At 51.4% G+C, this 21068-nt stretch carries 19 protein-coding genes; 1 reads left to right on the forward strand and 18 read right to left on the reverse strand.

Going from position 1 to position 21068, the window contains the following annotated elements:
* Positions 1-233 precede the first annotated feature (233 nt).
* Complete coding sequence (locus tag TAN611_RS18535; RefSeq protein ID WP_105232360.1) at positions 234-785, forward strand: tyrosine-type DNA invertase; 552 nt, start codon at positions 234-236, stop codon at positions 783-785.
* A 46-nt stretch (positions 786-831) separates the two neighbouring features.
* On the opposite strand, the gene TAN611_RS18540 is transcribed toward TAN611_RS18535, so the two are convergent.
* The 18 genes from TAN611_RS18540 to TAN611_RS18625 all read right to left on the reverse strand — a co-directional run bounded on the left by TAN611_RS18540 (position 832) and on the right by TAN611_RS18625 (position 21051).
* Positions 832-3195, reverse strand: a complete 2364-nt coding sequence (locus TAN611_RS18540) for an FKBP-type peptidyl-prolyl cis-trans isomerase N-terminal domain-containing protein (RefSeq protein WP_203066844.1) — start codon at positions 3193-3195, stop codon at positions 832-834.
* Entirely contained in the window at positions 3192-3623 is a 432-nt protein-coding gene (locus TAN611_RS18545) for a hypothetical protein (protein ID WP_105232362.1), read from the reverse strand. Before TAN611_RS18545 ends, TAN611_RS18540 begins: the two co-directional genes overlap by 4 nt.
* Positions 3624-3740: 117 nt before the next feature.
* Positions 3741-4457 carry a hypothetical protein gene (locus tag TAN611_RS18550; RefSeq protein ID WP_158684834.1) on the reverse strand — a complete coding sequence of 239 codons (717 nt, stop codon included), beginning with the start codon at positions 4455-4457 and terminating at the stop codon, positions 3741-3743.
* A gap of 79 nt (positions 4458-4536) precedes the next feature.
* A complete protein-coding gene (locus tag TAN611_RS18555; protein WP_105232364.1) occupies positions 4537-5208 on the reverse strand; it encodes a response regulator transcription factor in 672 nt (223 codons plus the stop codon).
* A 63-nt stretch (positions 5209-5271) separates the two neighbouring features.
* Positions 5272-5976 carry a response regulator transcription factor gene (locus TAN611_RS18560; protein WP_105232365.1) on the reverse strand — a complete coding sequence of 235 codons (705 nt, stop codon included), beginning with the start codon at positions 5974-5976 and terminating at the stop codon, positions 5272-5274.
* Between the two features lie 271 nt (positions 5977-6247).
* Positions 6248-6781, reverse strand: a complete 534-nt coding sequence (locus tag TAN611_RS18565) for a fimbrial protein (protein ID WP_105232366.1) — start codon at positions 6779-6781, stop codon at positions 6248-6250.
* Positions 6782-6835: 54 nt separating this feature from the next.
* A complete protein-coding gene (locus TAN611_RS18570) occupies positions 6836-7927 on the reverse strand; it encodes a fimbrial protein (protein WP_158684835.1) in 1092 nt (363 codons plus the stop codon).
* A gap of 10 nt (positions 7928-7937) precedes the next feature.
* Entirely contained in the window at positions 7938-10496 is a 2559-nt protein-coding gene (locus tag TAN611_RS18575; protein ID WP_111736542.1) for a fimbria/pilus outer membrane usher protein, read from the reverse strand.
* A gap of 103 nt (positions 10497-10599) precedes the next feature.
* Positions 10600-11274, reverse strand: coding sequence for a molecular chaperone (locus tag TAN611_RS18580; protein WP_105232369.1), 675 nt, complete (start codon positions 11272-11274; stop codon positions 10600-10602).
* Between the two features lie 102 nt (positions 11275-11376).
* On the reverse strand, positions 11377-11910 hold the full coding sequence (locus tag TAN611_RS18585; RefSeq protein WP_105232370.1) for a fimbrial protein: 534 nt from the start codon (positions 11908-11910) through the stop codon (positions 11377-11379).
* Between the two features lie 497 nt (positions 11911-12407).
* Complete coding sequence (locus TAN611_RS18590; protein WP_105232371.1) at positions 12408-12956, reverse strand: tyrosine-type DNA invertase; 549 nt, start codon at positions 12954-12956, stop codon at positions 12408-12410.
* Between the two features lie 609 nt (positions 12957-13565).
* Complete coding sequence (locus TAN611_RS18595) at positions 13566-14297, reverse strand: SDR family NAD(P)-dependent oxidoreductase (protein WP_172606257.1); 732 nt, start codon at positions 14295-14297, stop codon at positions 13566-13568.
* 4 nt (positions 14298-14301) lie between these two features.
* Positions 14302-14550: an acyl carrier protein gene (locus TAN611_RS18600; RefSeq protein WP_203066845.1), complete on the reverse strand. Its 249-nt coding sequence runs from the start codon at positions 14548-14550 to the stop codon at positions 14302-14304.
* A 36-nt stretch (positions 14551-14586) separates the two neighbouring features.
* The gene (locus tag TAN611_RS18605) at positions 14587-15390 is read right to left on the reverse strand and encodes a MaoC/PaaZ C-terminal domain-containing protein (RefSeq protein ID WP_111736541.1); all 804 of its coding nucleotides are present in this window, start codon (positions 15388-15390) and stop codon (positions 14587-14589) included.
* Positions 15380-16642, reverse strand: a complete 1263-nt coding sequence (locus tag TAN611_RS18610) for a beta-ketoacyl synthase (RefSeq protein WP_105233503.1) — start codon at positions 16640-16642, stop codon at positions 15380-15382. Before TAN611_RS18610 ends, TAN611_RS18605 begins: the two co-directional genes overlap by 11 nt.
* Positions 16635-18035, reverse strand: a complete 1401-nt coding sequence (locus tag TAN611_RS18615) for an efflux transporter outer membrane subunit (protein WP_203066846.1) — start codon at positions 18033-18035, stop codon at positions 16635-16637. The genes TAN611_RS18610 and TAN611_RS18615 overlap by 8 nt, the downstream gene beginning before the upstream one ends.
* On the reverse strand, positions 18032-19981 hold the full coding sequence (locus TAN611_RS18620) for an ABC transporter permease (RefSeq protein WP_203066847.1): 1950 nt from the start codon (positions 19979-19981) through the stop codon (positions 18032-18034). The genes TAN611_RS18615 and TAN611_RS18620 overlap by 4 nt, the downstream gene beginning before the upstream one ends.
* Positions 19981-21051, reverse strand: a complete 1071-nt coding sequence (locus TAN611_RS18625; protein ID WP_370576265.1) for an efflux RND transporter periplasmic adaptor subunit — start codon at positions 21049-21051, stop codon at positions 19981-19983. Before TAN611_RS18625 ends, TAN611_RS18620 begins: the two co-directional genes overlap by 1 nt.
* Positions 21052-21068 lie beyond the last annotated feature (17 nt).

Here is a 21068-nt window from a genome sequence, read left to right on the forward strand (position 1 = left end):
TCAATTTAGATCAACTCCCCTCTGTTAAAAACGATCAAATTACGATCTGATTTGCTATTTTTTCTCACATGAGATTTTCCATCACCGCATTATCCCACCCAGTTCACAAAACATTTTTACAGACAATTCCTATTTACATGACCTCTTATTTATTTGCTTAACAAATGGTCTGAGTGCTTTAATTCAGTTACAAGGAAACCATGATGGCTTCTTTGTTTTCATCAAGGAAGAGTATGAAAAAACGCAAATACCTCACTCATATTGAAGTCGAACAAATGATAGATGCCGTTCCTCAAGGCCTCAATTCTGCCCGCGATCGCTGTATGTTACTGATGTGTTTTATCCACGGTTTACGAGTCAGTGAGTTACGCGGTTTGCGATTAGAAGACATTGACCTTAATACCAACCGCCTGCACGTTGCCCGGCTGAAAAACGGCTTTTCCGTGCAGCACCCGATTCAGATCCGAGAACGCCTGGCCATCAAGCAATGGCTCAGCCAACGACCACGCTATTTAGAAGCTGATAGCCCATGGCTGTTCCTATCACGACATGGCGGACAAATATCGCGCCAGCAGCTTTATCGCCTGATGAAAAACTATGGGCAACTTGCCGGCATTAGCGTTCAGGTACATCCGCATATGCTGCGCCACTCCTGCGGGTTTGCTCTAGCGGATAAAGGCGTCGACACCCGGCTCATCCAGGATTACCTCGGGCATCGAAACATTCAAAACACCGTTATTTACACCGCAAGTAATGTTGAGCGCTTTCGGGTCATACATATTTAAGCCAACCATCAATGCGCTCAACTTACTCCAGATATAAATAACAGCGCTATTTTTTATTGCCAGCTGCACCGTCTGCTGGCAATACATCAAGAATTCTGATGTTATAAACCATGGTTGAACCCGGAGGAATATCCGGAGCCAGTCCCTTATCACCATATGCCAGTTCAGGCGGTACCACCATTGTCATCGTGCCATGATTCTGCAATTGCTTAATCGCATCACGGAACATGGCCGGATAACTGCTCAGCGGCTGTGAAATAGAGGTGCCAGCAATATCCATATCCTTAATTACTTTACCGCTGGTCAGGCTTTCCTTCACGACAACGGCTACCGTATCACTATCGTCAATTTTCCCTGCGCCCAGGTAATCAACCCGATAATAAAAACCGCTTGAGGATTTCTTAACGCTCTTCTTCTTCCTGAACTGCTCAACGTAGCGTAAACCTTGCCGTTCGGTTTCCGCCTTTAACTTCTTCTCTTTCTCGTTCAGCGCCACTTCGGTTTCATACAACGCCTTGGCGATCTTATCTTGCCCCAGCTTGTTCTTGCCTTGTAAAGCATCCTGCACGCCGGAAAATGCCATGCGTTGGTTGATTTTGATCCCCTGAGCAATTTTTTCTTGCAGTAACGCCAATACGTCATTGCCTAATGAACTGCCGATCGCATAATCGCGGATCTCATCGGCCGTTTTCGGCGGTGCCACGGCGTCTTTACGAACGGCACGCTCTTTCTTCAGTACAGCCAGTTCCTGCTGTAACGCAACGTGGTCTTTTGCTTGCGCTTTCCCCTGCTCCACCAGCGTCGCCAATTGTTTCTGCAGCTCTACGCCGTTTTTCTTGCTTTCCTCCAGCGCGCTCTGCAACGCGGCGGCATCCTTCTCTTTCGTCTTGCCCTGGGCAGCCAGCGCCGTCAGCTGTTTCTGCAGCTCCACGCCGTTTTTCTTACTTTCTTCCAGCGCGCTCTGCAACGCGGCGCTATCTTTCTCTTTCGTCTTGCCCTGGGCGGCCAGCGCCGTCAGCTGCTTCTGCAGCTCCACGCCGTTTTTCTTACTTTCTTCCAGCGCGCTCTGCAACGCGGCGCTATCTTTCTCTTTCGTCTTGCCCTGGGCGGCCAGCGCCGTCAGCTGCTTCTGCAGCTCTACGCCGTTTTTCTTACTTTCCTCCAGCGCGCTCTGCAACGCGGCGGCATCTTTTTCTTTCGTCTTGCCTTGAGCGGCCAACGCCATCAGCTGTTTTTGCAGCTCGCCCCGCCCCTTGTTGCTTTCATCCAACGCCTTCTGCAAGGCGGCGGCATCTTTCTCTTTCGTCTTACCCTGGGCGGCCAGCGCCGTCAGCTGCTTCTGCAGCTCTGCGCCGTTTTTCTTGCTTTCCTCCAGCGCGCTCTGCAACGCGGCGGCATCTTTTTCTTTCGTCTTGCCTTGAACAGCCAGCGCCGTCAGCTGCTTTTGCAGCTCGCCCCGCCCCTTGTTACTTTCATCTAACGCCTTCTGCAACGCGGCGGTATCTTTTTCTTTCGTCTTGCCTTGAGCAGCCAGCGCCGTCAGCTGCTTTTGCAGCTCGCCCCGCCCCTTGTTACTTTCATCTAACGCCTTCTGCAACGCTGCAGCATCTTTTTCTTTCGCCTTAGCTTGAGATATCAGGGTCGTCAGCTGTTTTTGCAGCTCTTCACCATGCTTCTTGCTGTCGTCCAGAGCGCTCTGCAACACTGCGCTACCCTTATCCTTGCGTTTGCGCTGATCGGTTAACGCCGCCAGCCGCTTTTGCAACTCTTCGGCATGCTTCCGGTTTTCATCCAGCGTGGCCTGCATAGATTTATGCTGTTTTACGCGCTCGTCCTGCGCAACGGTTAACGCCGCAACCTGTTTTTGTAATTCTGAGCTTTGTTGCTGACTCTTCTCCAACGCCTGCCGTAACCTGGTGCTATCCTGCTGTTTATCACTTTTCGCAGCATTCATTGCCGACAGCTGCTGCTGCATGTTTTCCGTTTTTTGTAAGCTTGCCTGCAACGACTTTTTCAGCCGTTCCACTTCAGTACGTGAGTCTCCATCCGCTCGTGCCGCCTCTCGCAGCTTTTTCAACTCTCGATTCTGTTTGGCCAAGGCGGCATTGAGCTGATTGATTTTCGCCTGCTGAGACTTCAGTTCTCGTAAAGAAGCGGCGCTTTGCTTCGCCGCTCTCTTATCCAACTGATTACTGCTTTTGGCTTGCTGTGCCGCTTTCTGTTCCGGTGGCGAATCAATTGCCTCCAACTGGGAAGGCGTCAGTAACAAAAGTGCTGGCGCATCGTCAACTCTGCGGGTGATGGCATCCAGCGACTGTAACGTTTGCTCATCACTGAAGCTGTTTGCGGCTCCAGCGCCAAACGGCAGCGTCAGAGCAAACAAAAAGCCATACTTAATACCCTGATTCACTTCACGCTCTCCCCTTTACGGATCAACGCATCAAGCACATCACGTTCAATCATCGAACACGCCTGATTCGTTTTATATTTATACAACGCATCAAGGGTATCCTTGGTCTGAGTATTAACATTGCCACGCACCGCGCCATACACCGACACGCTATTGACCAGGCTGTCAAAATAGGCTTTTCGTAACGCGTAGGCTTTAGGATTCACCTTTTTCAGCGACGCCAGTTCACTCTGACACAGGCTGATACGGCTCTCTTTCTTTTCTGGTGGCGGCGGAACAACAGGAGCGGGTACAGGCGCAACCGTGACAGGAGGAGAAACCAGGCTGCGTGGTTTTTTACTCTGGCAACCGGTAAGCAACAGGCTCCCCGCCATCATGACGCCGATCAGCAAACGCGCATGTCCATTGGTTATCTGCAAATGTTTCACTATTTACCTTTTCCTTTCTTACTGGAGAATGACCCGTAGTTGCTTCCCTGGCATAGCCATAATTCACGGCGGCAACTCTGTTTTTACTGCTTTCAATCCCGCTTCCGGCAATGTTCCCTAGCGGCTTGCCGTAACTGGCTTACGGTTATCAATAGACGTATTGGACGATGGCAACCGTTGACGGTATTGGTTTTCCAACATGCCGCGTATCGCAACCAGCCCGGCACTATGGTTGATTCCCAACTTGCGCATACCTTTATTTTTCAATGCGATAACCGATTTTTTATTACGCTGCATCTTTGCAGCCGTTTGTTGTAATGAATAGCCATTGAGCAAATAACGCAGCGCCCGTAGTTCCGACGTACTAAGCCGTTGAGATAACACACTGGCGGCGGCCTGACCTGCCAGCGAACTTTTCAGGCCGTGCCGAGATGGGCTGCCTTCAACAAAGATTTGCATCAGTACATCGTCAATTTCATTCAATGAATCATGCTGACTGATAATCCCGTTAATATGCAGAACATCAAGTTGCTGTAATAAAAATGGAATATGGGCATCAATGATCACCACAATCGGCATTGCCGGCCGAAGGTTACGCAGCGCTTCCAACATCAGTAAGCGCGCGTGCCAGTCTGACTGCTGTATGCTGAATGATATAATCAGCATATCGGCATGCTGTAATAACCGCTGGCAAGTACCGGACAGAGAATCTAAACGCCAAAACTCTCGCTTATGTGACATACCATGCGCCAACAATCGCTCAAGCCCGTAAGCAGTTAACTGACAGGAGATTAATAGTGCAATACGCGATATTGATTGGCTGTCTACCGTCATATCCTTATCCATGAAAGGCAAATAACCGCCCACTAAGCCAAATACTCCTCAACGGCCATGACAAGCGCTGCCGATTTCATTACTCATTCACAACAAACTGCTGGGTGATATTTTTCTTTAGTGAGAACAGTTCGCTGTCATTTTTTACCTGTAATTTACGCATGGCATTACACTTGTGTGCGCTGATCGTTTTAATACTACGCCGCTGTAATTCAGCAATCTGACGCAGACTCATGCCATTAAATAAAAAGGTCAGCACGTCATTCTCGCAACGCGTTAAATGATGCAGATTAGACATTTCTTCGCTGTCGTTACGCGCCAAACATGTGCCGATTAACGGGCTCAATACGCGCTCGCCGTCAAAAACACGGGTGAAAAATTCACCCACCTGAGGCAATGTATCATCACGAGCAATCACGCTGATATTGACCTGTTCCAGCAAGGCTTTTAACTCATCACCAGACTGACAGCGGGTGTACACGATGACTCTTAATGACGGGAGCTGTACACATAATTCCAGTAATGTTTTCCGTCCCTCAGCGATAGTTTCATTCAACCCACTGAGTTCAGTAATAAGAATGTCGGTTGGCTGATACAGTAATGCCTCAGAAACTACCGACATGCTGGTTTCCTGCACGACAATCTGACTTGGGGCATTAAGATCCTCAATGAAACTCGATAACCCAACTAACGTTAGCGGGCAACGATCCATTAAGGCGATACTGGTAGAGTTTGGCGTTAAAGGCTGCATATAGACCTCCTGTCTCAATAACTTGCATAACCCATTCGAGAAATAATTCCCGCCAATCAGGAATCAGTTGGCAAACACCGGGCCGGTTTTCGCCATCCATTTCCCTTGCAGAAAGAGCTCACCATCATTGTGAAACCCCAGCTTCAGCATGGCATTGCGTTTATGCGTACTGACGGTGCGTACATCACGATGCATCATCAATGCTGCGGCAGTGACGCTTTTACCAGAGAACAGGTACGCCAATACATCCAGTTCGCGCGCAGTCAAAGCCTTACCACCAATGGACTGGTTAGCCAAAAGCTGGCGTACCTTATGGCTATAGCTACGGCGCCCGGCCAAAACCTGCTGGACACACTGCGCCAACGCAATGGCCGGTTCCTGCTTTAAAACCAATCCTTTTACGCCTGAAACCGTGAGCAATTGCAATACCCGCGGGTCGTCGAGCGCGGTGCAAACGACAATCGCCGTCGATGGCCAGTGCTCCAAGCACATAGAGATCAAGCGCAACCCGTCCAATACGGATTCAGACTCGCCGCACAGCTCCATAATCAACAATGAAGTCGGCTGGCTACGCATCAGATTAGGAATAGCAGCCAAGTTATTAACATGTTTAATATTTTCTGGCTGCGTACAGGATTGCGCGAGAATATTACGCATACCAAGAGCCGTCATCGGACAGGCTTCCATAACAATCACGCCCTGTCCGCTTTTTCCATTAGTACCAGGTGAGTGGGCACTCTCCCGCTGATAAGAATGAGCTACCGTCATAGCAATTCTCCCTGTTCCTTGTGGGATCGATCTATTACACATTTACAGATGCAACGGGAATAGCACTAGCTATTAACAATCATCCTGACTGAATGAATTGTTCTTTTTGCCATAAATCTCGCATGCATATAAAAAGAAAATATGCTAACAAATAGGAAAAGCAAGAAAGAGAACAGCATCATTAATTCCATTTAATATACCTCACCGTATAACTATCTAATAAAGCCCCTCCGAATTTCTGGAGGGAGCTTTATTATGAGTAAGGCTTCACTTACTCGTAGGTAAAGGCAACCATTACCGTACCCACGATAGAACCTGGCGTTGCGCTACCCGCAGTAGAGTAGGCACGAGCCTGCAGGTTGTAAGTCGTGGCATTACTCACGATAGATTGCTTCAGACTCTTGCCGTTACCCAAGCCGGTACCACCGGTAGCATCTTGCAAATCAATTTGCACGTTTCTCGCTTCACCGGTGTTTTTATACAAATCAGCACTTTCATCCGATGGCGTACCGCTAAAGGTTGCCGTTACGGATGTGGTGGTTGTCGGACAGTCTTCCAGAATCAGTTTGAAAGGTTTCCACTCGGTAAAAGTATTCGCCTGCCCCAACGTCGCCGCCTGGATGTTATCGCCCAAGTTTACCGAGATGCCGTTGCCGGTATCATTAACCACATTACACGGTGAAGCCTTGATGGTACCGGTAATATTTAACTGGGTATCCGCCAATGCAGTATGGCTCATCCCCAACGCTGCAGTCAGTAATGCCGCGATGCTACCTTTAATTACGTTCAATTTGAGTTCCTTCATTAGTAATATCCTTATAAAACACGCTGTAGTACAACACCAGAACCAGAGAAAAAACTACTCTATATTTACTTTAATGGTTGCCGATGAATTAAACACACCGACCTTAGGTAACTCACCGGTGGTATTAATAGGGTAAACAGTAATTTCAGTACTACCTGTTTGCTCCGTAGTACCAAAATTCATATTTATAGGTAAACGCCCCCCTGCGGGAGAAATAGGAGTTCCCATAGGGTCATCTATTCTAACTGCAACATCCGGGTTACTATCCGTTTTCAACGCCGTAGAAACATTGGGGTCAGGTTCGCCATGGAATGAAAGGTTAACTTTCACGCCATCAGAAATGTTATTACATGCCAGGCGGAGCTCTTTTCGATGAGGGGTAAATTCTTTTGGCATCGCCCCTTTGGTTTTAAACTCCGTCGACATAATATTACCAAAGTTTATGCTAATAGGCTGCCCAGCCCCTAGCCCGTTAAGCACACATTGCTGATCGACAGTAACGGTGCCGCTCATCATCACGTATGATACCGGCAGAGCACTTATAGCATCCCGCGAAGATGTCATATAAACCTCCAGCAACCGGGTTGGAGGAATAACTTGCGTACCAACAAATGGACGACGGAAATAAATATGAACTTTCCCGATAGAACCACTTTTATAGGTGTTTTTTGTAGCATTACAGGCCACCTCATCAGCAGCCTGTGAGTTTTTATTCCCTATCTGATTAAAAGGAACTTTGAAATATGACCTTTCTCGTCCGGCAATATACACCTCACTTGCCACTGACAAAAAATCATTCAGCTTAAAATACTGTAACCCTGGGTTTTCACCATCCGAAACACCGATATCTTCAGGCAGCGTGGATTTGGCTGTAAAAAACGCCTCTCTCATTCTTGAACAGCCGCAATTAGCGATATAAGACTTATTTAAGTTCCATTCATAGATATTTCTAAAGAATTGTCCGCCAACGTTCTGATCCGGACTGTCGAATTTCCTATCAAATGAAAACGGATACTCTGTTGTCCCGTCAGAGGTATTCTCACAAGTTCCAGGAGCAGGTGCTGCCAACAGAGACGGTGCGGCAAATATCCCCACGGTGAAGGTCGTGAGAAGCGGTAATCTTTTAAATAAATTACTAAATTTCATAGCCATAACCTTATAAACACTGAGCATTAACCGTACGGATAGTAGAGCTCTGCACTTGAGCCCCCAAGCTATAGGTCACCAGACACTGCTGCGAAGTCCCATTCCCCCACTTCACATTCAACTTGCCGCTATCCGCCAGACCAGACAGGTACACCTGGCCCCCATCGCCGACGATAGCCGCGCTGTTATCCGGATTAAGCAGATCGGTGACGGTTGCACCAAATGGCACCGCAGCACCACCTTGACGTAATAGAGTCATCAACACACGCTGACCCACGTTGGCTTTGAACTCAGCACGCACGACTGCACCACGTGTCGGCACCACCGACTGGCTGGTTAATGTCATATCGACATCGTCCGGCAACGTTGTGGTATCCAGATTGATATTGTTGCGGCGGTAAGGCGACTGATAAGGCACCACGGCGTAACCTCGCCAATCGGTGGTCACACCGGTTTGGTTTTGTATACGGACACCCTTCGCACCTGGTGCTTTGACCAACGCAATGGTGTCACCCAGCGGCTGAGACAGCGTCAGACCATTTTCATGCAGCAAGATACCGCCCTGCAGGCCATAGCTCAGGCGCTGAGTATCACGGTCATAGCCGTAACCCACGTTCATCTGACCTAACCCACCACGATAGTCAACGTTGACGTTACCGCTGGCACCCTGCCCCTGGCTGGTATAGCCCTGGCTCAAGCTATAGCTCAAGTTTCTGTCCTCCAGCGCCGAACCATGTAACCCGATCCGGTTCGAAGTTTTACCGTTACGACTACTGTTAACGCTATAGGTCGCATTACTACTTGGTAACCAACGGCTGAGCGGCACGCTGACGTTAAAGGCTACGACATGGTCTTCATTGTTGGTGCGATTACCGTCGCTGTTATAACCATTCTTTATGTAGGTGTAATACAACCCGTAACTGACACCCGACCAACTGTTGTTATAACCCATGCTGGCAGATTGGCTACGGCGATTATCGTTCCAGAACTCTTCGTTCATCAGACTCAATGACAGCGCCCCGGCACCTTCCCACAGGTTCTGGTTCATGGTGAGCTCAGAGCGGCTCTTCTTATGCAGCGGGAAGCGGATCGACGCTCCGTTGGTATAGGTTTCCAACGTTTCCTGCATCGTGTAGAAACCTCTGGTCGAATAACGGTAACTTGCCAAACTGAAGCTGGTGCCCGTTTCAGCAAAGCTCTTGCCGTAGCGCAGACGCCAAGACTGACCATGCTCTTTTGGTTGTAGTTCCGGCTTGGTCCAAGCCTGTGTAACATCGGCAGAAAGAGCCCCCAGCAAGCCCAGGTTTTGCCCCCAACCCAATGCTAACGCCTGATATTTACTGGCCGCTTGCATACCACCGTAAATTGTTGCCCCCCACGGCAGACCATAGATACCTGTCACCTGGGTGAACGGCCGCTTATCTACGTTATCGAGATAAGAACGGAACTGACCGCTGGCGATGCTGTATTTGAAACGCCCTTCACGCTGCAGCACCGGCACCGAGGCAAACGGCACCGTTAAATTCTGTTCACTGCCATCGGCTTCTTTGATCGTGACTTTCAGGTCACCACTACCCGAAGTCGGATAGAGGTCATTGATTTCAAATGGTCCTGGCGGCACATAGCTTTGATAAATCACGTAGCCGCTTTGCCGGATGGTGATCTGCGCGTTGCTTTTAGCAATGCCGCGCACCACTGGCGCATAGCCTTTCATGCTGTCTGGCAGCATGTCGTCATCAGACTCTAACTGGGCACCACGGAACGGTACGCTGTCGAAGATATCGCTAGCCGAACTGCTATCGCCGAGGGTTAAACGGCTTTTTAACGCAATAATATCGCGCTGTAGGTAGGTATTAATGGAACGCCACTGGCTCCCCCCGGTGCTGTCGCGATTCCACGTGGAGTAATTACGCAGACGCCAAGCGCCTAGATTGAGCCCGGAGCGCAAATTCAGATAGTAGCTGTCGCTGTTATGACTATCACCGCGTCGCGCCTTATCGTTAGCGCCGCTGAAACTATAGTTGGCGAGCAATGCCGGTATGCCGGAATGCCATTTTTGGGGTGAAACGTAACCACGAGCCTGCGTCTTAAGGGCCGCCTGAGGAATACTTAATTCCAGGCGCTGCTGGCCGAAACGGAACGTAGATGAAGCCTGGGGAATCACCTGCGCGATATTAACGCATTTTCCAGCCGTTTTTATGGCGGGAATAGCATCGACACGCACCCCCAAGGTTTCCAACAGCTCACTGTCCAGGCATGGCTGCAAACTATTCTGACCGCGGCTGTCTCGACTCAGAAAGAAATCAATATCGCGGGTCTCTACCATTTCACGGTTAACATAGACATCTACGCGATATTTTCCTGGTGCCTGAGTATCCCCCATTTCGAACACCGAAAGGTCGACACCTCGTTGGTCAGGATTATCAATTTCCAATAGCGCAGGGTTAAAGTAGTCACGTGCTTGCGCCAAGCCGGAAAAGCCCATCACTATCGCTACTTGGCAAGAGATCAACCAAGCCAGCGGGGTTTGTCTGAACCCTCGAGGGCTGCTACGCTTCGGGTTATTCATCCTTATAACTCCATTTTTCAGCGATGCCGACTCGCCGGCAGTCGCGTCCTTCCCCGGCACTGCCTGTGCCCAAGGATATTTATGTAAAGACGGTCAAAGTGCCTTATAAATTGGCCGTGAACGCTTTACTGGCCCCACCAAAGTCATTAATAATTTTCCAAGTCAATGCACCGCCGGAATTACCTGACGGCAAGGTGAAACGCGCGCTAGAACGCGGAGCAACCATCGTGGCGTCTTTTACTGCTACGCCATTGACCTTAACGTCAAAAAAAGTAAGGTAATAAGGCGAGGGATTGGAAACCTGCAGGGCATTGCCATTACGCTGCCATGTCACCTTCTGCGCGGCGTCATTCAGCGTTCCTTCCAGGCCTCTCGGCCGGTAAATCAGTTTGATACGTGTTTTCACCGCAATTTGCAGCGTATTATCCTGTTTCGGTGCGGAAGGGATCGATTTAATATTGACCCAATATAATGACTCTTTATCTTCCGGCAACGCACCACCAGCCCGCACAATGCGCAGGATGTTATTTTGTCCATCGTCCAGACGGAATAAAGGTGGAGTAATAACGAACGGTGCCTTAACGGCGTTGTCTTCGCCAGCATCAATCCAGGACTGAACCAGATACGGCACCTTGTCCGGATTACTGATGCTCAGGGAAGATTCTTTTTTCCCACCGTCGTATACCACGCGCGTCCCACCGATGATCACACCGGCCTGAGCCTGAGCACCCATTGTCATCAATAACGCTGCGACCAGCGCTCTCTGCCAAACTTTCATTCGTATTGCCTGCCTGGTTAAACCGTGAAGAAAACAACCAGGGCAGCCTGAACTACCCTGGCTGGATTTACGCCGCCTGAACAAACTCAGGCGGTTAGAACCTTACTGATAGACAATGGTGAACTGTGCTACAGCGTTAGCAGAACCAGGAGTTACCGTGCTCGCCAGCGCGTAGTAGCTCGCCATAAAGTTCAGTTTGTTGTCAGCGGTGCTAACCAGAGGGAATACTGCAGAATCCAGGCCCAGGTTGATCACGTTATTGTGTTCGTCAGTGATCTGAACGCCAACGCCTTCAGCCATATCCGGCATATCGGTCAGCGCCAGTACGCCGTCAGCACCCGGAACCATTTTACCGCCGAAGCGTACGGTCGCCGCCGTTACAGAAGCTGGGCAGTTTTTCAGAATCAGGCTAAAGCGTCTGTCACCTGCGGTGACTTTGTCAGTGGAGCCTGCGCCAGCAAACGCGGTCGTGGCAATCTTGCCCATGTTAACGGTCTGATTCTTGGAGTTCGCGTCAATTTCACAAGCTACATCGGTAATGGAGCCGGTGAAGTTAACCTGACCATCAGCAGCCAGAGCCGCGGTGGAAAACGCAGATGCGGCCAACACAGCAACAGCGAGCAGATTCTTTTTCATACTTCCTTTCCTTTAGAAATAATGCATTGAAATGCATTTGAATATTCCTGGCGTAACGTTACGCCATTCCTTGATATTTAGTTCGTGAACCGCGGAAGCCACCTCAGCCGTAAGTTTGGGCAGTGTTAACTTTTCCAACCAAACGATTCATTTTGAACTAAAATGACTCGTTTAGTTTATAAAACTAAATCACAACAATAAAAATGAACATCTCAGAATATAAAACTTAAAACTCACCAATCTTTGTTACTTTAAACTAATGAGTTAAGCGTGGGAAATCTTGCTGGGATTTTTCTCTATGTTTTTACGAGAATACTCCCTTCCCACCCAAGGTGATGGGCGACGGAAAAATCGCAGACAACACGATGTTTAAAAAGGATTTTTCACAGGAAATGCAATTCTGTCATTACGAGTGTTGACATTATTTGGGGGCGAATTTAGAGTATGTTGCAATTTAGTTCAAAATGACTCATTAGTAATATTTAGTAACTAGCTAGTTACCATACTTCTTTAAACCTCCCGGCGTTACTTGCCGTATATAATACGGTGTTCTGAATATTTCTATGGCCAAGATAATCCTGAATCAAGCGCGTATCAATTCCACGATCGGCTAATGCATATCCACAGCCATGGCGTAGCATATGAGGATGTGCGTTCACTTCCAAATTTGCGGCCTGGCTATAATTTCTAATCAGCCAGTAAATCCGCTGGCGAGACAGTCGGGAGCCACGGTTGGAAAGAAATAACCATTCGCTGTCTGCCCCACGGTAGGTTTTCCTCTTCGCCAACCAACGCTGCAAACATTTTCTTTCACGCACGTATACTGGATGAATGGTTGAAAAACCATTTTTTAAGCGATGAATATAAATATTCCCCCCTTCCAGATCGATGTCTGACAACCGCCAACTGTTGATCTCACTGACGCGGCACCCATGAATAAAACACATCCAAATCAAGCAGTAATCTCGCTCTGGATTCTTACCTCTCAGTGTTGCCTCAAGCAATTTCTCCACTTCGGATGGGGTTAGGTGTTTGCGGTTTTTCATAGTGCCTCATTGTTTCTCACAAAGGAAATGTGGATTTATTAATTCCCTCTTTATGTCCACAACTGATGTTTGGAGCCGTTACTCCATCTAAAAGGATAGATCCTCAATCCTGTGACGAGTATAGCGGATTTGTTTTCAGGGAACAGCCGCATACAGCTCTCCCCTGGAGGTGGGTGATTATTGACCTGTTAACGCGGATGTTTCTACCGGGATCAAAGGATTGATATTCCCCATAACGAACGAAAGATGGAGAATTTTAAAGTCGACATAAAATAGAGAAAATATGAACCCCGTAAAAAACCAATATCAATAAAAACGGCTCCCCGGATTTTCCTATAAGGTCAGAGAAAAAATGGCGATAAAAAATAGCATTCCTACGCTAATAACAGAGAAAATTCTGAACGATCGGTAAAAAAACCTGAATAAACACCACATGACATTCACTATACTTATTTATCCCACGGCGAGGGTTAAATATGTCACAGATATATTTATCAAAATAAGCACTAGTATCATCAATAGTATCTATTCGAGCCAATTCGGATAAAAAAAGGAACAAGCCAAGCTTGTTCCTTTTGAGCTGTCGTTGTCATACTGATAACGCGTCAGTCAGGCGGTTAGCCCTCCATCAAGCACCAACGCCTGTCCCGTCATATAACGGCTCTCTTCACCAATCATAAACGCCGTCACGCTCGCGACTTCCTGTGCTGTCCCCAGCCGTCGCAGCGGAACTTGTTTACGTAGCCCCTTTAACGCTTCCGGCGGCATATTACGCGTCATATCGCTGTCGATAATCCCCGGCAGCAGACAATTGACACGAATGCCAAAGCGCCCCAGTTCCTGAGCCAAGGAACGCCCCAACCCCACCATTGCCGCCTTACTGGCACCGTAGGCCGTTTGTCCTACATTACCTTTAATCGCACTGACCGAAGACATCAGCAACAGCGCGCCTTCCCCTTGCGATATCATTGCCGGCAACAGATGCTTATTCCAGTAGAAAACCGCATTAAGATTGGTTTCCATTACCTGACGCCAGGTATCCCCATGTTGCTGAATATGCAATCCGTCTAACGTAACGCCGGCATTATGAATAACCGCATGGGGGGCACCATAACGGGCCAGCAATTCAGGCGCCAAGCGGTCAACATCGTCTTGCTTACTGCCGTCACACTGATAACCAACCACCCAACCGGGTAAGCCGGTGCAGGCGGCAACCACCTCGTTACTGGCCAGCTCGCCGCTGCGCCAGGTAAAAACAATATTCCAGCGCTGTGCCAGTTCCTCCACCAGCGCTCGGCCGATACCCCGGCTTCCGCCGGTCACTAACACCCAGTTATCCATCGGCTTACTTTTTCTGTTCGGCCAGAGCATGACACAGCTCGCCCAGCGTCATATTGGGATGCTCAATAAACATTTCCGCGTTCAACGTAGCGCCAAACTCCCTTTTCGCCAGCACCATCATCTCGACATAGTCCAGGCTATCCAGCTTCAGCTGGTGCAGCGGCATATCAGGGGAAAGCTGAGATGAATCCAGATCTTTGGCATCACAAATCATCTCGCACAGGATGTCATAAACTTGTTGATATCTTTCCATGATTAAATCCTTATTTATCAATGTTTTTATGCAATCTTACCGTTGCGTATAACTCGCCGTTTTTAACGTTACCGCAGTTGCCAGCAGAGGGCCTTGCGGCGTCCAGCACTGTACTTCTATCTGCACCACCAATCCGCTGTCGCCATCACCGACAATAAGCGGCGGCAAAATGGCGTAGTGCAAAACGCTCTCAACGCAGCCCAGTGCTCCGGGCATAAACAAACTGGCGTGAAAATGCACGTCATGATGTGTCTGTACTACCGACAGCTGGGCAAAAACATCAATCAGCGTCTGCGCCTGCATTGTCGGCAATCGCTCTTTGATGGCCGACAAGATCTCCGTCGACGACACGATGCGTTGGAACAACAGCGCATCCAAAAAGCTCCACTGCAACAGCGCTGCCTCCGGAGTTCCTGGAAAGCGCCGCCGAAGCATCTCAACTTCCTGCCGTTCCAGCCGCTGAACAAGAGGTGCGTCAGTGATGTCAAACGCCGCAGAAGGGATCAATTTGGCGCTGAAACAGCACTCATCGTTGCACTCATCCAACAGTCTGCCGCTTGCCTGATGCTCCGTGGTGGCGACGTCCAGGCGATAATCAAGTTCGCAGCGTACCGGCTGTCGCAGTCGGGCGCTAAAGCGGAAAAAATGCGCATCCGGCGATGCAGGCCGCAACGCCTCGCTTAGAGCCTGCTTCATATCCAGCATGGCGCGCATGCCGTGCACCGTCAGCCGCTCACTGCCAATCTTACGCGCCCATTGCAGGTCAAAATGTATCGGGTTGTAGTCTCCGGAAAATGCCGCCCATTGCTCCGCATCGCTACGCGTATAGTTAAACCGCATCGTTACCTCTGCCGATCACCAGTGCGGCATTGGCGCCGCCAAAGCCAAAACTCAGGTTTAGCGTGTGGCGCAACTTCGCCGCCCGGTGGCCTTCGCTGATGTAATCCAGATCGCAGGCCGGATCGGGACTTTTCAGGTTACAGGTCGCTGGCATCAGCTGATGTTGCATCGCCTGTAAGCAAATAATGGATTCAAAACTACCGGCGGCGGCGATAAGGTGGCCGGAATAAGACTTGGTGCTCGATAGCGGCGTGGTATATGCCGCCTTGCCAAAGGCCAGTTTAATTGCCTCGGTCTCATTAAGATCGTTCAGCGGCGTCGACGTCCCGTGCGCATTGATGTAATCCACGTCATGCACGCCAATACCGGCCTGCACCAACGCCCGCTGGATAGTTTTAACCCTGGCGACCTTATCGTCGGCCGGCGCGGTGAAATCAAACGCATCGGAATAGTTGCCGTAACCCTTTATCTCGCCGAGGATAACGGCGCCACGCGCCAGTGCGGCATCACGCTCTTCCAGGCACAGCACCGCCGCCCCTTCCGACAGCACAAACCCGTTGCGGTCCAGACTAAATGGGCAGCAGGCTTTGGCGGCATCCTGTTGTTCTCGCGCCAAAGCGCGCAATACGTCAATATCCCACACAGCCGGATCGGAGCGCAGCGATTCGCCCGCGCCTGCCAACATCATGGATGCTCGCCCGTGGCGAATCGCCTCAAACGCATCACCGATTGCAATAGTACCGGTGGCACAGGCGGCGATTGGCGTATTCTGATAGCCGCGCAGCCCCCACAGCAAACTGCAGGCGGCAGTCGCGACGTTCGGCATGGAAAGGAAACAGGCAAATGGCGATCCCAAGCCGCTGCGCTGATACATATCAAAATTGTCGTAACTTTCATCCTGCCCGGCCCAGCCGCTGCCGATAATCGCGCCGCACTCCAGCGGGTCGTAAGAATCGACGGGCGCAGCGCCTTGGAAGGCCATCTCGACGGCTTCTTTAGCCGCCCCAAGCGCCAAACGCGCAAAGCGCGGCAAGCGGCGGCGAATCGCCGCCGGTACCGACTTCAAATCAGGTTCTGACGCAACCAGTCCAAAGAAGCGCGACTGAATCCCCGCAGCGGACCGATCGTGATATTGATAGCCTAACCGGTAATCCATTATTGCCGCCCAGCTCTGCTGCGCATTCTCTCCCAGCGGCGTAACCGCCCCGTAGCCGGTAACCACTACCCGGCGTGGCGAAGACATGTTATTCATGAGCATTTCCCTTTGTCGTTACGTCCTTACCCACTGCGCCCCCTAATGCCAGCCATAATTTCATCGTGGCATTCAGGTAGTTGTATTGCATTTCCGCCAGGCTGTTTTCACTGCTCAGGCGGGCATCCTGTGCATCGATCAATGTTTGGAACGACACCGCACCAGCGCGGTATTGGCTCTCCGCCAACGTCAGCCGCTGTTGGCTGAGCCGTAAGTTTTCCAGCAGGCGCAGCCTCTGTTGCTGATAACTCAACCGTTGCGCCATCGCGTTATCCACGTCAGAAAGCGCGTTATATACCGCACTACGAAACGTAATGATCTGCTGCTGCACATCAAGTTGGGCTTTTTCTACCGTTAACCTCATCGTGTTCCACTGCACGAAAGGCAACGCGACGCTGCTGCCCAGCGTTCTGATCGGCTGACTAAACCACTGCTGAAATATGGCGCTGCCGGCGCTCAGCGAAGCCGTCAACGACAGCGACGGATAAAAATTGAGCCGCGCTACATCAGAGCCGGCCAGCGCGGCACGCAAGCGCCTCTCTGCCCCCTGCACATCCGGCCTGCGGCCGATTACCGCCAGCGGCACGCTCGTGGCGATCGGTACCTCCTGGCTGATATCCAGCCCACGCAGCTCCGGCTGACGCACGTCTGGCGAGTTATTGAATAAAATAGCCAGAGCATTGCGCGCCGCTTCGCGCTGCTGCTGCAGGCTTCGCTGTTGATTTTCCCTGTCGTTCACCGATTGACGCGCCTGCAGGAGTTCAATTTGACTGGCGGCGCCGGCGGCATGACGTGCGCGCACCAGGCGGAGCGTCTCCTGTACGTTAGTCATCATCGCTTGCTGCGCCTCAAGCTGCTGATTGAGCCTGGCAATCTGCCAATAATAGTCAGCAGTATTGCCAATCAGCGTCAGCGCAACGTTTTGCCGATCCTGTTCAGAAGCCTGCACCAACCAGCCGGCCTGCTCGCGCGTACGCGCCAGTTTTCCCCACAGATCCAGCTCATAGCTCAGGTTCAGTGAAGAGCGATAATCTTCACTCGCACTGCCGCCGCGCATCATTTGGCTGTTGCTGGCGCCGCCGCTCACCGTCACGTCCGGCGTCAGATTGGTTTTGCTCAACCCGGCTTCCAGGCGTGCCTGCTGCAACTGCAGGCCCGCTTGCGCCAGATCGTTATTACTACTTAATACGTTGGTTATCAGCTGCGAAAGCTGCGGATCGTTGAAGCTATCCCACCAATGTTCGCTATTTGCCAAATAAGCCGGCCCGGTAATCTCCGTACGCCACTGCGCCGGAACCGATACCGTTGGCTGTTGATATTCGCTTTTTACCAACGCGCCACAGCCGGACAACGTCAAGCTGCTCAACAGAACCACGATTATTTTCTGCCTCATTCGCGCGCCAGCGCCTCCGTAGGGTGAAGCCGCGCCGCATTACGCGCGGGGAAAAAGCCAAATCCCAGCCCGATAAGCGCGGAAAATCCACAGGCCAGCGCAATCGGCGGCCAGGTGAAGACCATCGTGAACTCATCGGTGAACCAGGAGAAAATAACGCCCGCCAACGTCGCGCCGGCGATGCCGACCATCCCCCCCAACGTGCAGATCACCATCGCCTCAATTAAAAACTGACGCATAATGTCCACCGGACGGGCACCGACCGAGAGGCGGATACCGATTTCATGCGTCCGTTCGGTAACGGACACCAGCATGATATTCATTACGCCAACCCCGCCGACCAGCAGAGAAATGCCGGCAATCGCGGTGATCAACAGCTGCATGGAATCAGACGCCTGCTGAATGGTCTGCGTCATCTGGTCATTGCTTTGGGTAAAGAAGTCGCGGCGGCCGTGGAACACCTCCAACTGCTGCTCCACGTCTTTTTGCGCACGCGCCAACGGATAACCGTCGGCCACCCGCAGTGAGATAGATTCCAACGGCGCATCGCCCGCCAGACGCACCTGCAGCGAGGTATACGGCATCCAGGCATTGAGTCGCCCGCCCATAAACGGGCCCTTTTTCGTTGCGATGCCGCTCACGCGAAACGGCGTCCCGCCGATTTGTACGATCGCGCCGAGCGGTTGTTCGCCATCCGGAAACAGGGTTTTTGCCAGCTCTGCATCGATGACCACCACCGGTTCGCGCTCTTCAAGATCACGCTCGGTTAACGCATTGCCGCTGACCAGCGTCACGCCCTGCACATGAAAATAATCACCGCTGATGCCGGAGAGCGAGACCATCACCTCCTTTCCGCCGCGAATAATGCGAATATATTTATTAATCAGCGGCGAAATACCATCGATATAGGGCTGCTTTGCCAACATCTCCACGTCCTCTATCGTCAGCGAACGTTCAAAATCAGGACGCGGCTTATCCCAGCCAAGGCCGGGACGAATCTCTAACGAACTGGTGCCCAATTGGCTGATCTTTTCCAGAATGCTCTGTCGGGCGCCCTCTCCCACGGCGATAGCGGATACCACCGATGAGATCCCGATAATAATGCCGAGCATCGATAAAAAAGCGCGCACCCGATGGCCTAACAAAGAACGCCATGCCATACGCACGGCCTCGCGTATGCTTTGCCACAAGGGCGCCCGCCCGGTGGCCGCCGCCACAGGCAGAGCCTGAGGCTGCTCGCTCTGGGCGACGCCATCATTCAAACGGTCGTCAATAATTTCACCGTCGCTGATTTCAATAATGCGCTGCGCCTGTCTGGCAACGTCGCGATCGTGGGTCACGATGATGATGGTATGGCCACTCTGATGCAGCGAATGCAATATTCCCATCAGTTCCTGACCGCTGGCGCGGTCCAACGCTCCCGTCGGCTCATCGGCCAAAATAATTTCAGCGCCGTTCATCAGGGCCCGGGCAACGCTGACCCGCTGCTGCTGACCACCGGAAAGCTGGGCCGGTTTGTATGCCATACGATGCGGCAATCCCAACCGCTGCAACAGGTACTCAGCCCGTTCCTGACGTTGATTCGTCGGCATTGCGGTATACAGCGCGGGAATAGCCACATTTTCCGCGGCATTCAGATAGGGCATCAGGTGATAACGCTGGAAAATAAAGCCGACATACTGGCTGCGCAGCTGTGCCAACTGCTCACCACTCGCTGACCGTGTCGACAGCGATTTAATGCGCATTTCGCCCGACGAAGGTTTATCCAGGCAGCCAATGATATTCATCAGGGTCGACTTACCGGATCCCGAGGCGCCGACGATAGCCACCATTTCTCCCGCGTTAATCGTCAGCGAGATATTTTTCAGCACCGCTACGGTTTCAGTGCCTGAAGAGAAACGGCGTGAAATGTCGTTTAACGCAATGATAGGTTCAGCGGCGGCCATTATTGCCCTCCTGCAATCTGCGTCAGCACCACTTTTTCCCCTTCTTTCAGCCCGCTTTTAACCTCGATAAACTGCCGGTCGCTGATGCCGGTGACGATCGTGCGCGGCTCAAGCGTAGCGCCCCGCCGGACCTGTACCTGATAACGGTCTTTTCCCTGTGGCTGCCCGAGTGCCGCCAACGGGATCCGCAACGCATCTTTCTCCTGGTCGGTGATGATAAACACCTGCGCGGTCATCGACGTACGCAGCTGGCGCTCAAGGTTGGCAATGGCAAATACGCCGTTGTAGTACACCGCCGTCGGCTGCTGACTGGACGATGAGGCCGGACTGTCCTCCCGCAGTGCTTCATTCGGTGCCTCCTGCACCGAGCCCATCACGCTGTCATAACGGCGTTTGGGATCGGCCACGACATAGAACCACAGCGGTTGTCCGACACGTACTTTCAAAATATCGGTTTCTGAGATACGGGTATGCACCGTCATGGTGTCGGCATTCGCCAACACCAGAATCGTTGGCGCGCTCTGTGACGATACGATCGTCTGCCCCTCTTTGGTGACAATACCCAGCACTTCACCATCAATCGGCGCCAGAATGCGGGTATAGCCCAGGTTGGCCCTGGCCGTCTCCAGCGCCATTTCCATTTGCACGATTTGCGCTTCGTTCATCCGCACCTGGGCAACCTGGGTGGCGTATTGCGCCTGCGCCTTTTCCAAATCGCTTTTCACCCCGGCGCCATCGCGATCCAGCTGGCGTTGACGTTTTAGCTCCAGTTGATACTGCAGCAAGCTCGCTTCTGAAGCCTGTTTCTGCGCGACCGCACTTTGCAGCTGTGCTTCCGATTTACGAACTTCATTTTCCTGCAGCGTCGGATCAATCTCTGCCAGCAGTTGACCTTTGGTCACCCGGTCCCCCTGACTGACATACAGCTTGGTCAGCTGACCATTGACCTGTGCGCCGACGTTAACCTGCAGCGACGGTTTCAAAATACCGGTCGCTAATACGGTTTTTTCGATATCGCCGCGGCTGACTACGGCGGTGAGTTCAGGGATATGCTCTGCCGAGCTGCGCATGTAAAAACTGATGGCCG

This window comes from Serratia sp. Tan611, from assembly GCF_905188235.1.
Taxonomy (GTDB): Bacteria; Pseudomonadota; Gammaproteobacteria; order Enterobacterales; family Enterobacteriaceae; genus Serratia_B; species Serratia_B rhizosphaerae.